Source organism: Pantoea sp. CTOTU46764 (assembly GCF_031974595.1).
Taxonomy (GTDB): domain Bacteria; phylum Pseudomonadota; class Gammaproteobacteria; order Enterobacterales; family Enterobacteriaceae; genus Pantoea; species Pantoea trifolii.
Window position 1 is genome coordinate 13,247 of record NZ_DALYOQ010000040.1, and the last position, 12,867, is coordinate 26,113.

At 58.3% G+C, this 12,867-nt stretch carries 13 protein-coding genes; 10 read left to right on the forward strand and 3 right to left on the reverse strand.

Annotated features, from left to right (window positions below):
- A partial coding sequence (locus tag RTM06_RS14100; protein ID WP_312182933.1) for a benzoate/H(+) symporter BenE family transporter occupies positions 1-815 on the reverse strand: 815 nt, incomplete at its 3' end.
- Positions 816-911: 96 nt separating this feature from the next.
- Here RTM06_RS14100 and RTM06_RS14105 point away from each other — a divergent pair.
- The 3 genes from RTM06_RS14105 (at position 912) to RTM06_RS14115 (ending at position 2,575) form a co-directional block, all read left to right on the forward strand.
- Positions 912-1,457 carry a helix-turn-helix domain-containing protein gene (locus RTM06_RS14105; protein WP_312182935.1) on the forward strand — a complete coding sequence of 182 codons (546 nt, stop codon included), beginning with the start codon at positions 912-914 and terminating at the stop codon, positions 1,455-1,457.
- Between the two features lie 120 nt (positions 1,458-1,577).
- Positions 1,578-2,003, forward strand: a complete 426-nt coding sequence (locus RTM06_RS14110; RefSeq protein WP_312182937.1) for a MarR family transcriptional regulator — start codon at positions 1,578-1,580, stop codon at positions 2,001-2,003.
- Positions 2,004-2,020: 17 nt separating this feature from the next.
- Entirely contained in the window at positions 2,021-2,575 is a 555-nt protein-coding gene (locus RTM06_RS14115) for an isochorismatase family protein (protein WP_293794584.1), read from the forward strand.
- Between the two features lie 94 nt (positions 2,576-2,669).
- Here RTM06_RS14115 and pqqU read toward each other — a convergent pair whose 3' ends face one another.
- Positions 2,670-4,781, reverse strand: a complete 2,112-nt coding sequence (gene pqqU, locus RTM06_RS14120; protein WP_312182941.1) for a TonB-dependent receptor PqqU — start codon at positions 4,779-4,781, stop codon at positions 2,670-2,672.
- A gap of 219 nt (positions 4,782-5,000) precedes the next feature.
- On the opposite strand from pqqU, the gene RTM06_RS14125 reads away from it, so the two are divergent.
- Together RTM06_RS14125 and RTM06_RS14130 are read left to right on the forward strand one after the other, a co-directional pair.
- On the forward strand, positions 5,001-5,864 hold the full coding sequence (locus tag RTM06_RS14125; protein WP_312182973.1) for an NAD(P)-dependent oxidoreductase: 864 nt from the start codon (positions 5,001-5,003) through the stop codon (positions 5,862-5,864).
- A 1-nt stretch (position 5,865) separates the two neighbouring features.
- Positions 5,866-6,648 (forward strand): helix-turn-helix transcriptional regulator, encoded by a 783-nt coding sequence (locus RTM06_RS14130; protein WP_312182943.1) that lies wholly within the window; start codon positions 5,866-5,868, stop codon positions 6,646-6,648.
- Here the strand turns inward: RTM06_RS14130 and leuA are convergent.
- Positions 6,599-8,284 carry a 2-isopropylmalate synthase gene (leuA, locus tag RTM06_RS14135; RefSeq protein ID WP_312182945.1) on the reverse strand — a complete coding sequence of 562 codons (1,686 nt, stop codon included), beginning with the start codon at positions 8,282-8,284 and terminating at the stop codon, positions 6,599-6,601. The two genes, RTM06_RS14130 and leuA, sit on opposite strands and share 50 nt — an antisense overlap.
- A gap of 743 nt (positions 8,285-9,027) precedes the next feature.
- On the opposite strand from leuA, the gene RTM06_RS14140 reads away from it, so the two are divergent.
- From RTM06_RS14140 to pqqC, 5 genes are all read left to right on the forward strand, one after another.
- A complete protein-coding gene (locus tag RTM06_RS14140; protein ID WP_312182947.1) occupies positions 9,028-9,960 on the forward strand; it encodes an ABC transporter substrate-binding protein in 933 nt (310 codons plus the stop codon).
- Positions 9,961-10,037: 77 nt separating this feature from the next.
- Positions 10,038-11,063, forward strand: a complete 1,026-nt coding sequence (locus tag RTM06_RS14145) for a dipeptidase (RefSeq protein WP_312182975.1) — start codon at positions 10,038-10,040, stop codon at positions 11,061-11,063.
- Positions 11,064-11,211: 148 nt separating this feature from the next.
- Complete coding sequence (gene pqqA / locus RTM06_RS14150; RefSeq protein WP_002905689.1) at positions 11,212-11,283, forward strand: pyrroloquinoline quinone precursor peptide PqqA; 72 nt, start codon at positions 11,212-11,214, stop codon at positions 11,281-11,283.
- 55 nt (positions 11,284-11,338) lie between these two features.
- Positions 11,339-12,265, forward strand: a complete 927-nt coding sequence (gene pqqB, locus RTM06_RS14155; protein WP_061720123.1) for a pyrroloquinoline quinone biosynthesis protein PqqB — start codon at positions 11,339-11,341, stop codon at positions 12,263-12,265.
- Positions 12,262-12,867 (forward strand): pyrroloquinoline-quinone synthase PqqC (gene pqqC / locus RTM06_RS14160; RefSeq protein ID WP_312182950.1); only part of this gene is annotated, 606 nt, incomplete at its 3' end. The genes pqqB and pqqC, both read left to right, overlap by 4 nt.

The window sequence follows — 12,867 nt, forward strand, 5'->3', positions numbered from 1 at the left end:
GCGATACATACCGAAAATCCGCCAAACGGCGACAGTACTAAGGCGATAAATCCGGTCCAGCCGGTCAGCGCCGAAACCGGCGGCTGGTAACCGTGCGCCTGCAAGGTGGCGATGCCCGGCGCGTTTTGCGACGCCATGGTGACGAGGAAATAGGGCAAACCCACGCCAATCAGCGCTGCCAGATTAAACTGCGGCATGATGAATTCGGGTCGACTGATCGCCAGCGCATGCGGCGGAAAGTGGATCGATTGCTGGCCCAGCGCCACCAGCACGCCGGCGATCAACGCCAGAATAATGGCGTAGCGCGGCAGCCAGCGACGGCTCAACAACCACACCAGACACATGCTGCCGCACAGCGCGAAATTGCTCTGCAAACCGCTAAAGGTGCCGATGCCAAACTTCAGCAGAATCCCGGCCAACATCGCCGCCGCCAGCGACTGCGGAATGTGATTCATCAGACGAGCAAACAGGCCGGTGACGCCGCACAATACAATCAGCAGGTTAGTCGCGACAAATACGCCAATCACTTCATTCAGCGTCAAACCCTGCACGCTGGTGGCGAGCAGGGCCGCGCCAGGCGTTGACCAGGCGGCGAGGATTGGCATGCGCGTCCACAGTGATAAGCCGAACGAGGCCAATCCCATACCGACGCCGAGCATCGACAGCCAGCCGCCAATCTGCTCCGGCGAAGCGCCCGCCGCCTGCGCCGCCTGAAAGATCAGCGCCGCCGTGCTGCTGTAGCCAACCAGCACGGCTATAAAACCAGAAATCAGCATCGGGAAAGAGAAAGCACTGCGTGTGGTGGCGGTCGTCATCAGATCACATCCGGTTGTGCGTTATAGCGCACATAGTGGCATGGAGCGTTATAGCGCACAAGTGTTACACTGCGCGCGAGCTTTTCGGGAGAACACATGGAAAATTTGCATCAACATTTGAGTCTGGCGCTGAAACAGCTGCGTCAGGCCAACGGCTGGAGCCTGACGCTGGCAGCGGATCGCACCGGCGTGAGCAAAGCGATGCTCGGCCAGATCGAGCGCGGCGAATCGAGCCCCACGGTGGCGACGCTGTGGAAAATCGCCACCGGCTTTAACGTGCCGTTTTCCTTCTTTGTGCAGGGCAGTGATCAACCGCCGGGCAGCGTGGCGACCTTCAGCCAGCCCAACTCACAGATGCAGGTTAAGCCGCTGCTACCGTACGATGCCAAACTGCGTTTTGATCTGCTGGAAGTGACGCTGGCGGGTGGCGCGCAGAGCGATTCATCGGCGCATGAAAGTGGAGTGATTGAGCAAGTGGTGGTGCTGGACGGCGAACTGCTGTTGGGTGTGGAAGGCACATGGCGGCGCTTGCTTGCGGGCGAAGCCAGTCAGTTTGCTGCCGATACGCCACACAGCTACCGCAATCCTCTCAGCACGCCGTTACGTTTCCACAGCTTGATCCATTATCTGCAGCGCCCCTAGGGTCGCTATTCATGGCGACCCCCTCATAACCCGGCACAATTACAAATTGATACGAAGGTAAACTACCCAGTTTGCCTTCGTATTTATATACTCGCGGCTCATCAGTAAGGAGAAGGTGCCATGAGCGACCTCAACAGCGCGGCGGCGTTACTGCGCAGCATTAATGGCAAACTGGCGCGTCGCCTACGTGAATCGGCGCCGCCCGGCGATCTCACCTGGCCGCAGGTATCGGTACTCGGCTATCTGGTGCGGGATGGTGCCATGACGGTGACGGAATTGGCTACGCTGGAAGGTGTGCGCACGCAGTCAATGGGCGCTACCGTGGCCAGCTTGCAGACGCTGGGCATGGTGCAGGGCACCGCCGATCCGCAGGATGGCCGCAAAACCCGTTATCAACCCACCGATGCCTGCCTGAAACTGATCGCCGCCAACCGCGCACAACGTGATGACTGGCTGCTGAACAGCATCGCGACGCAGTTGAACGCGCACGAACAACAAACGCTGCTGGCCGCTATTCCCCTACTGCAACGACTTGCCGACCAATAATCCTGAGAGGACTCAACATGGCTTTAACTACCCTTGACGACAACACCGCGCTGATTGTAATTGACCTGCAGAACGGCATCGTTGCGCTGCCGGTCGCTCCGTTAGAGGCGCATGAAGTGATTGAGCGCTCAGCGCGTCTGGCTGATGCTTTCCGTGGGCAAAAGCGCCCGGTGGTGCTGGTCAACGTTGCGGGCGGCGCACCTGGCCGTAATGAGCAGCCGAAACACGGTGGCGATCTGCCTGCCGATTGGGCCACGTTGGTGCCGGACCTGGCGCAGCAGCGCGGTGATATCGCCATCACCAAAAAAACCTGGGGCGCATTCCACAACACCGATCTGCATGAGCAGCTGCAGCAGCGCGGCATCACGCAAGTGGTTATTTGCGGTATCGCCACCAGCATCGGTGTGGAATCCACGGCGCGCCAGGCGTATGAGTTGGGTTACAACGTCACGTTGGCAACCGATGCTATGACCTGCCTGAATGCCGAAACGCACCAAAACAGCGTCGAGCGCATCTTCCCGCGCCTGGGTGAGACCGGCACAACCGATGATGTGCTGGCGTTGTTGAAGTAATTTTTCGTAGGGTCGCCATTTATGGTGACCGATATATAAAAAAGCCCCGCAATTTCTAGCAGGGCTTTTTTATTTCATATGATAACCGGGTTATTTACTGAAACGCGTAACTCACCGTCAGGCCCACGCTGTAATTGCGGCCCGGTGCCGGTTCGTAATAACGGCCGTTGCTTTCATTGACGATCACCGAACCGATGTAGTTGCGGTCGAACAGGTTATCGACGCGGCCAAACAGATCCAGCGTCCAATTCTGGACCAGCCACTTATAACCGCTGTTTACGCCGACCACGGTGTAAGACGGCGCTTTCACATCGTTCTCATCATCCGCCGCGATATCGCTCAGGTAGCGCACATCGGTTCCGGCATACCAGCCTTGATCGGGCGCGTAAGCCAGTCCGGCGTAAGCCATATTGCGCGCAATGCCGGGAATACGGTTGCCATCGCAGCTTTCGGTGCCGCAGGCGTTAGAGCGATAACGGGCATCCAGCAAGGTCCATGCGGCTTTGAAGCGCCAGCTTTCACCAAACTGCTGGTCGAGGCCGAGCTCCAATCCACGACGGCGGGTTTCACCGGCGTTTTTGTAACTGGTGCGGCCTTCAAAGCTGCTGTCGGAAACGATCTCGTTTTTGGTGTCGGTCTGGAAAATCGCCGCAGTTAACAGGCCATTGCCAATGCGTTTTTTATTGCCCAGTTCAACCGTTTCGCTGGTGGCGGGTTGCAGGTTGAGATTCAGTCCGGCTTGATCGGCGGCGCGATAGGACAACTCATTCAGCGTCGGCGTTTCGAAGCCGCGACCAGCAGAAACATAGGCATTCCAGCTGTTATCAATCGCGTAGTTCAGCGCAGCGGCAGGCAACCAGCGATGGTAGCGACGATTGCCGCTGTCATCCGGATCGGTTGAGGTGACGTAATAGTCATTCGAGTCGAAATTCACCGTACTGAAGCGCACGCCAGCATCCAGGGACAATTTATCGGTCAAATGCCATGCGGTTTGCAGATAAGGATCGAGGTTCCACATCAGGTTGCGTTCGTTACGACGCATCTCGCCCTGCACGCCCAGTTCGTCGCCGCTAAAGTTTTGATAACCTTTGCGCTTCTCGGTCATGGTTTCATAGTCGAGGCCGCCAGTGAAAGTCACCGGAATGGTGAACAGCGCGTCGCGATGCGTCCAGCGGGTATCGATGCCCTGATAATGACGAGACAAAGAGATCACGCCGCCGGGATAACCTGGGCGCAGCTGCGTAGCTTTGGGAATCGATTGATACTGCGTGGTTTCACGTTCACCGGCGTACATCATCACGCTCAGGTCGTCGTTTTCACTCATCTGGCGCTGATAATGCAGGCCCGCCTGGGTTTGATCGACGGTTTTACGCGCGTCGTACAAGGTCACATTGCTGGCGACCTGGCGCGGATTGTCTTTCCACTGTTCGGCGGTTAAACCGCCCGGATCCTGCGCATCAACGTGAACGCTGTTGAAAAGTAGCGTCAGGGTGCTGACATCATCAATGCGCACGCCGAGTTTGGCGTTGCCGAGATTCTTCTGCGCCGAGCTGTGATCGCGGAAGCCGTGCGTGGTAAAGCGTGAGGCGGAAACCGTGTAATTAACGTCGCCGGCTTGCGTACCGTCACCGGTCGCGCCGCTGGCTTTAACGCTGTTGCGCCAGCTACCGTAACTGCCGTACCAGCTGCTGGCTTCCAGCGTGGTCGGTTGCTGCCCGGTTTCGGTTTCAACGTTAATCACGCCGCCCGACGAGTTGCCATACAGCGCCGAGAACGGGCCGCGCAGCACGTCGATGTGATCGATTGATCCGATATCGATGTTAGAGGTTTGTCCCTGGCCGTCGGGCATGGTGGCTGGAATGCCGTCGACATACATGCGAATACCGCGCAGGCCGAAGGTGGAACGCGAACCAAAACCGCGCACCGAAATCTGCAGGTCCTGGGCATAATTTTGGCGATTTTGTATCTGCAAACCCGGCACGCTGCTGAGGTTTTCTGACAAATTGACGCGCGGTGCCGCATGGCGCATATCGTCGCCAGAAACCACGCTAACGGCGGCTGGTGTATCAAGTTCAGAAAGTCCGGATGCGGACGGCGCCGCGCTCACCACCATGGTGTTATTGGCCGCGTTCGCCGCCAGCGCTGAGACCGGCAACATCGCAGGCAGCATCAGCAACGAAGCCTGTCGCAGTAAAGCTATTTTCATTATGAAAGACCGTAAAAAGGGCGTGGAATGTACCGAATGGAACATTAATGGCGCGTATGTTAATCGTTTTATCATTTGTTTGAAAAGCGTTAATAGTATGACGGATTATTAATAATTGCGGTGTTGAAAATGTTTTTTCATCGCATCTCTGGCCTGGCTGCGTCAGGGAAATTCTGTCAGTCTGGCGGTTTTGTCTGAAAGCACAAAAGAGAGGGAATGATGAGTCAACAACCTGTTGTCGCGGTACTGGGATTAGGCGCGATGGGCCATGCGTTTGCCGCTAACCTGTTGAAAAAAGGCTTCACGGTACGTGGCTGGAACCGTACACGCGCCAAAGGCGAAGATCTGCTGGATGCTGGCATCACGCTGGCCAATAGCGCCGCGCAAGCGGTAGAAGGCGCGGATGTGGTGATCGCCATGCTGGCCGACGGCGATACTACGCGGCAGGCGCTGAACGATGCCCGCTCCGCGCTCAAGCAGGGCGCGACGATTTGTCAGATGGGCACCATCGGCGTGGAAGCCACCGATCAACTGATCGCTGAATTCAAAAGCGCGCGTCCGGATGTAGTGTTTATCGATGCACCGGTTTCCGGCACCAAAGCGCCGGCCGAAAATGCGCAAATTCTGGTGATGGCCAGCGGCGATCAGAGCAAAGCGCAGGCCGCCGAGCAGGTGTTTGCGGCAATCGGTAAAGGCACGCAGTGGCTGGGCGAGGCGGGCGCTAGCTCACGCATGAAGCTGGTGGTGAATAGCTGGTTGATTGGTCTGATGCAGAGCCTGGCGGAAAGTACCCGTCTGGCGGAAGAGTTTGGTTTCAGCACCGACGATCTGTGGAAAGTGCTGGATGGCGGTCCGCTGGCGGCACCGTACGCCAAAATGAAACTTGGCATGATCGCCAGCGGTGATTTCACGCCGCAGATGCATCTGGTATGGGCGCTGAAAGACGCCAAACTGGCACTGGATGCGGCAGGCGACAGCAAACTGCCGGCGCTGGAAAACATCGTGGATGTCTGGCAGCAAGCGGTGGACGCCGGTTACGGCGAGCAGGATCTGGCGGCGGTATATCAATATCTAAAACGCTAACATGAGTGCGCGGCTCAACTTCGACTTCGCCCATCGTCCGCTGGTGCCCTATGCGCATGATTATGCGCATGGTGACGCGGAGCCGTGGCATCACCACGATTGCGCGCAGCTGATCCACACGCTGAGCGGCGTGGTGAAAGTGGAAACGCAGCACGGCAGCTGGATTGTGCCGCCGAGTCGCGGCGTCTGGCTGCCAGCGGGAACGCGCCACGCGCTGCACATCGTTGGCGCTGTAGCGGCGCGCACGCTGTTTGTTGATCCGCTGGCGCGCGCCGATCTGCCTGCCAGTTGTCAGGTGGTACAGATCTCGCCGCTGCTGCGCGAGTTGATTGTCAGCGCACTGGCGCTGCCGGAGCAGTACGTTCCCGGCAGTCGCGCAGAGCGGATTTACGAGCTGATCCTCGATGAGATCCGCGTAATGGATGTGCTGCCGTTTGGCCTGCCGCTGCCGGAAAGCGAGCGGCTGCTGAGTTTGTGTCAGCATATTCAGCAAGCGCCCGGCGAAAACTGGACGCTGGCCCGCGCGGCTACGCAACTTTGTGTGGCGGAACGCACGCTGGCGCGCCATTTCAGCCGCGAAACCGGTTTACAGTTCAGCGACTGGGTGCGCCGCGCGCGACTGAGCGTGGCGTTAACCCGCTTAGCACAGGGCGAGAGCGTGCTGACGGTGGCGCTCGATCTCGGTTACGACAGCCCAAGCGCCTTCAGTGCGATGTTTCGTCGCGTGCTCGGCGTTACGCCAGCGAACTACTTTCCTGCGGCAGAAAAGCGTGCGCTGCGTTGAGCAGCGCCTGCAATGAAGCGCGCGCCACATCGTTATCAATGCCCACCCCCCACGCGCGTTCACCGCGTGCGTTAATACAACTAATGTACGTCACCGAACGGCTGTCGCTGCGTTTGCCCAGCGTGTGTTCGTGATAATCCTCAATGGTGATGACGATGTCGTAGCGCTGACGCAGCGCGCTGACGGCGGCAGAGAGCAAGCCGTTACCTTTGCCTTCCAGCGTCACCGGCTGTGCGCCCTGTTGCAGTCGCGCTTTGAAACGCGTTTCGCCTTTATCATCGCTGTAACTTTCCGCTTCCAGCAAACGACGCGCCGGCTGGGTTAAGCCGTAATGCTGACAAAATAGCTGCCACAGCGCGTGGTGCGTCATCTCCTGACCGTGCTGGTCGGTTTGCTGCTGCACCAGGCGGCTGAAATCCTGCTGCAAGCCGCGCGGCAGTTGCAGGCCGTGATTCTGCTCCAGCAGCCACGCGGCGCCACCTTTGCCGGATTGACTGTTGACGCGGATTACCGCTTCGTAACTGCAACCAATATCCAAAGGATCGAGCGGCAGATAGGGCATCTGCCACAGGGTTTCTTCACGCTCAGCGCGTTCGGTAAAGCCTTTGCGAATCGCATCCTGATGCGAACCGGAGAAGGCGGTAAACACCAGCTCACCGGCATATGGATGGCGCGGATGCACCGGCAGCTGGTTGCAGCGCGTCACCACTTCCAGCACCTGCTGGATATCGCTGAAATCGAGTTGCGGCGCCACGCCTTGGGTATAGAGATTGAGCGCCAGCGTGACGATATCGACGTTGCCGGTGCGCTCGCCGTTGCCGAACAAACAGCCTTCGACGCGATCGGCACCCGCCAGCAGCGCCAGCTCGGCGCAGGCGATGCCGGTACCGCGATCGTTATGCGGATGCACGCTGATCGACACCTGCGATCTCTGGCTGAAGTGGCGACAGAAGTACTCAATCTGATCGGCATAGACGTTCGGCGTATTCACTTCGACGGTGGCGGGCAGGTTAATGATCATCGGACGCGCCGGGCCCGGCTGCCAAATCGCCGCCACCGCTTCGCAAATCTCCAGCGCAAACTCCGGTTCGGTAAAGCAGAAGGTTTCTGGCGAATATTCGAAAGTCCATGCGGTATCCTGTTGCGTTTCGCAGCGGGCGCGAATTTGCCGTGCACCGGCGCAGGCCAGTTCAATAATTTCGGCTTTGCTCTGGCGGAACACGCGCTCGCGGAACAGCGGCGCGGTGGCGTTGTACAGGTGAATAATGGCGTTCGGTGCGCCACGCAGCGCCTCAAAGGTACGTTCGATCAGGTCGCTGCGCGCCTGGGTCAGCACCTGAATCGCCACATCGTCTGGAATGTGGTTCTGCTCAATCAGCAAACGGACAAAATCAAAATCGGTCTGCGATGCCGCCGGGAACGCGACCTCAATCTCCTTGAAGCCACAGCGCAGCAGCAGTTGCCAGAACTCCAGCTTGCGCGCGCTGTCCATCGGCGTCGCCAGCGCCTGATTGCCATCGCGTAAATCGGTAGAGAGCCAGCGCGGTGCCTGCGTCAGCTGGCGCGATGGCCATTGACGCTCGGGTAAGTAGATGACCGGAAACGGACGATATTTTGCAGCGGGTTGCATGAGCATAACGATCTCCTTGTGATGTTGTATTCAGTCTCACCCAGCAGCACGCGGCGCGGCTCGCGCATTGCTGACAACCACACGCGCAAAAGTGACAACCGCGCGGTCATGCCGTCGGTCGCCATTAATGGCGTAATGCTTATTAGATAAGCTGTGTACTGGCATCGCAGGGGTTCCGCCCGCTAAGCATCTGGCAGTTTCAGAATGCCTGAAGCAGGCGGCCGGGCTAAGGTCCGAAGGCGCGGACCTTAGCAATCCGCGCCTGCGCCGTCCTCGCTGTTCCCTCGCTTATCGCTCCGGCCTGACGGACCACGCGGATTCGCCTTCCTGGGTCATGCCGCGCTTTCGCCGACGTCGTGTCGGCTCATCCTGGCCGTCACTCTGCGCTCGGCGCTGCGGATGGCGCACAACACCGCTGCCTGTGATGACAGTGCTCAAACTGGTTTTTCGTAGGGTGCGCATTCATGCGCACCTGGTCGCCATAAATGACGACCCTACGGGATTTGTAGCGACTGTGAGTCAAAATAATGCATTGATGCAGCAGCGCGGGTGTTGAGGCGTCCTCTTCTCGGTCGCCGCACGAAATTACTGCAACTGCCCCAGCACATGGCGAACGAAAGTCGCTCCGCGCCTAACTGAGCGGCATCTCACCGCTATATACCATTGTCGGCATATCTCATGCGAAATCGGCATCGGTCATTTGGCGCGCGCGGGTTAGGCTGGGGTTTTGCGCGATGGGATAAAACACAATGAAAAGAGCAGCTTTGGCACTATTGATCGTGGCAGCGGGCAGCGCGACAGCGGCAGAAACCGTGACGCTGCGCATTGCCGATCAGAAGGGAAATATGCACGCGGAAATGGCCGCGGCGCAGCAGTTGAACAACCTCAATTATAAAATCGAATGGGCCGAATTCCCGGCGGCGGCACCGCTGGCGGAAGCGCTGAATGCCGGTGCGGTAGATGCCGGTATTATCGGCGATGCGCCGCTGCTGTTCTCGCTGGCGGCCGGTTCGCAAGTGAAAGCGGTGGCGGTGAGCAAGTCGGTACCCGAAGGATTGGCGGTGCTGGTCAGCCCGGATTCACCCATCAAAACCGTTGCCGAGCTGAAGGGCAAAAACATCGCCACCGGACGCGGATCGATTGGCCACTTTGAGGCGCTCAAAGCGCTGGAGCAGGCGGGCGTCAGCGATAAAGACGTCAAATGGCGCTTCTTAACGCCGGCGGATGCGCGCATTGCGCTGGCTAACGGTTCGGTGGATGCCTGGTCAACGTGGGATCCTTATACCGCGCTGGCGGAAGTGACAAATACCGGACGTGTGCTGGTGAACGGCGTTGGCTTGTCCAGCGGCAACAGCTTCCTCGCCGCTACCGACGCCGCGTTGCAAGATGAGGCGAAACGCGCGGCGCTGCAGGATTACGTCAATCGTTTAGCGGCTGCCGATCGTTGGGCCAACAGCCATGTCGATGAGTACTCCACCACACTGGCGAAAATCATCGGCTTCCCGAAAGAGGCGGCGGCGAAATCCTTCTCACGGCGCAAATCGCACTGGCAGAGCATTGATGATGCCACCATCGCTCAACAGCAGGAGACCGCCGATTTCTACCAGAAATACGGGTTAATTCAAAAACATCTGGATGTGAAACCAACCTTCTATCACGGCTTAAAGGTTGCGCAGAACTAACCCTTTGTGCGCCCGTATTTGGCGAAACAGCAGCGCGCGCGTAGCATGGCGGCATGTTGTTTCGTCAAGATCCCACTATGTTGCTAAAAACCTTCGACGGTCATAACGACCTGCTTCTCAATCTGTGGCTGCACCATCGCGATGATCCGGCGCAGGCATTTTTTCACGGCATCGAAAAGGGCCACCTCGATTTTCCGCGCATGCAGCAGGGCGGTTTTGCCGGTGGGCTGTTCGCGATGTTCGTGCCGCCACCGCGCTATGTCAAAGAGGTGGCGCCGCAGCGAGCGGAGGAGAATCTCGATCCGCTGGCGATTCTCTGGCAGCAGCTCGACATCCTGAAAACGCTGGCGGCGCAATCTGACGGTCGCGCGCGTTTATGTCTCCGTGCCTCAGATATTGCCGCCTGTCGCGCTGACGGCGTGCTGGCGCTGGTGGCGCATATTGAAGGCGCAGACGGGTTTGATGGCGATGGCGCCGCGCTCGAGGCGTTTTACAAAGCGGGCGTGCGCAGCATCGGGCCGTTCTGGAATCTGCCTAATCGCTTTGGTGAAGGCGTCAGTGGATCATTCCCCAACTCGCCGGACACAGGACCGGGCTTGACCGAACAAGGCGAGCAATTGATCGCCGCAGCCAACCGCCATCGCATGTTGATCGATATGTCGCACATGAATGAGAAAGCCTTCTGGGACACCGCGCGCCTGTCAACAGCACCGCTGGTGGCAACGCACTCCAATGCGCATGCGCTCTGCGCGCAGCCGCGCAATCTTACTGACGATCAGCTGCGCGCCATTCGCGACAGCGGCGGCGTGGTGGGCGTGAATTTTGGCAACGCGTTCCTGCGCAGCGACGGTAAACGCGACAGCGACACCGCATTGATCGAAATTGTTAAACATGTTGAGCACCTGATCGCGATAATGGGCCGCGATCATGTGGCGCTGGGCTCCGATTTTGATGGCATCAGCGTGCCTGATGCGCTGAAAGATGTTAGCGGATTACCGCTTCTTTATGCGTTGTTGCGTTCATTCGACTACGATCAAACAGCACTTGAGCAGCTCGCATGGGGCAACTGGCAGCGCGTGTTGCAACAAATTTGGCAGGATTAGCACAATTCCCTTACCGAATCAGGGTTGATCTGCTCGCTACATTGGCGCAACATCTGCGCGCGTACGGATTGCGATGTGATCCAAGTCACAACCGCAATTCACTTCAGCAGAGATTTCTCTGCATTTTAGCTTTAAGAGGAAGACCATTATGTGGAAAAAACCCGCGTTTATTGACCTGCGTCTGGGCCTGGAAGTGACTCTGTACATCTCCAACCGCTAAGACTTCTGCCCGCCGTTCGTGCGGGCATTTTGTTTTCTCTCTCTGGTCAACTTTCATGTTTATTAAAGTCCTCGGTTCAGCGGCGGGCGGCGGCTTCCCGCAGTGGAACTGCAACTGCGCCAATTGCAGCGGCCTGCGTAACGGCAGCATCCAGGCGCAGGCGCGCACGCAATCTTCGATCATTGTCAGCGATAACGGTGAAGATTGGGTGCTGTGTAACGCCTCGCCGGACATCAGCCAGCAAATTGCCCACACGCCAGAACTGATCAAAAAGGGTGTGCTGCGCGGCACGGCGATTGGCAGCATCATCCTGACCGACAGCCAAATCGATCACACCACCGGCTTGCTGAGCCTGCGCGAAGGTTGTCCGCATCAGGTATGGTGCACGCCGGAAGTGCATGGCGATCTCACCAGCGGCTTCCCGATTTTCACCATGCTGCAACACTGGAATGGCGGCTTGCAGCATCATGCGTTAACGCCGCTGGAACCGTTTCGCGTTGATGTCTGCCACAGTTTGCAGTTCACCGCGATCCCGATTCTCAGCAACGCGCCACCGTATTCGCCGTATCGCGATCGCCCGCTGCCGGGCCACAACGTGGCGCTGTTTATTGAAAACACCGCCAACGGCCAAACGCTGCTGTACGCGCCGGGCCTTGGCGAGCCGGATGCGGTGATCATGCCGTGGCTGCAAAAAGCCGATTGCCTGTTGATTGATGGCACGGTGTGGCAGGACGACGAGCTGCTCGCTACCGGCGTCGGCAAAAATACCGGCAAAGCGATGGGCCACTTAGCGCTGGCCGAAGAACAAGGTTTGATGGCGCTGCTGGCCGCACTGCCGGCCAAACGCAAGATTTTGATTCACATTAACAACACCAATCCCATCCTTAATGAGCAATCGCCACAGCGCGCCTATCTGACGCAGCAGGGCATTGAAGTGAGTTGGGATGGTATGGCGATTCATCTGCAGGAGTTTGCATCGTGATCATTACTGAAGCGTTATCGCCCGCCGCGTTTGAGCAGGCGCTGCGCGACAAAGGCGCGTTCTACCACATTCATCATCCGTACCACATTGCCATGCACAATGGCGATGCGACGCGCGAGCAGATTCAGGGCTGGGTGGCGAACCGCTTCTATTATCAGACCAATATTCCGCTGAAAGACGCAGCGATCATGGCGAACTGCCCGGATGCGGCAACGCGGCGTAAATGGGTGCAGCGCATCCTCGATCACGACGGCAGCAACGGACACGAAGGCGGCATTGAAGCCTGGCTGCAGTTGGGTGAAGCGGTGGGCCTGGATCGTGAGGTGTTGCTGTCGGAGAAGCTGGTGCTGCCGGGCGTGCGCTTTGCGGTTGACGCCTACGTTAACTTTGCGCGTCGTGCCAACTGGCAGGAAGCGGCCTGCAGCTCGCTGACCGAACTGTTCGCGCCGCAGATTCATCAGTCGCGCCTCGACAGCTGGCCGCAGCACTATCCGTGGATCAAAGAGGAAGGCTATTTCTACTTCCGCAGCCGTCTGAGCCAGGCGAACCGCGATGTGGAGCATGGACTGGCGCTGGCCCTTGAAGTGTTCACTAGTGCCGAA

Coding starts and splice junctions, on each gene's coding strand:
- RTM06_RS14105 (WP_312182935.1), top strand. CDS start 912: ATGGAAAATTTGCATCAACATTTGAGTCTGGCGCTGAAACAGCTGCGT.
- RTM06_RS14110 (WP_312182937.1), top strand. CDS start 1,578: ATGAGCGACCTCAACAGCGCGGCGGCGTTACTGCGCAGCATTAATGGC.
- RTM06_RS14115 (WP_293794584.1), top strand. CDS start 2,021: ATGGCTTTAACTACCCTTGACGACAACACCGCGCTGATTGTAATTGAC.
- pqqU (WP_312182941.1), bottom strand. CDS start 4,781: ATGAAAATAGCTTTACTGCGACAGGCTTCGTTGCTGATGCTGCCTGCG.
- RTM06_RS14125 (WP_312182973.1), top strand. CDS start 5,001: ATGAGTCAACAACCTGTTGTCGCGGTACTGGGATTAGGCGCGATGGGC.
- RTM06_RS14130 (WP_312182943.1), top strand. CDS start 5,866: ATGAGTGCGCGGCTCAACTTCGACTTCGCCCATCGTCCGCTGGTGCCC.
- leuA (WP_312182945.1), bottom strand. CDS start 8,284: ATGCTCATGCAACCCGCTGCAAAATATCGTCCGTTTCCGGTCATCTAC.
- RTM06_RS14140 (WP_312182947.1), top strand. CDS start 9,028: ATGAAAAGAGCAGCTTTGGCACTATTGATCGTGGCAGCGGGCAGCGCG.
- RTM06_RS14145 (WP_312182975.1), top strand. CDS start 10,038: ATGTTGCTAAAAACCTTCGACGGTCATAACGACCTGCTTCTCAATCTG.
- pqqB (WP_061720123.1), top strand. CDS start 11,339: ATGTTTATTAAAGTCCTCGGTTCAGCGGCGGGCGGCGGCTTCCCGCAG.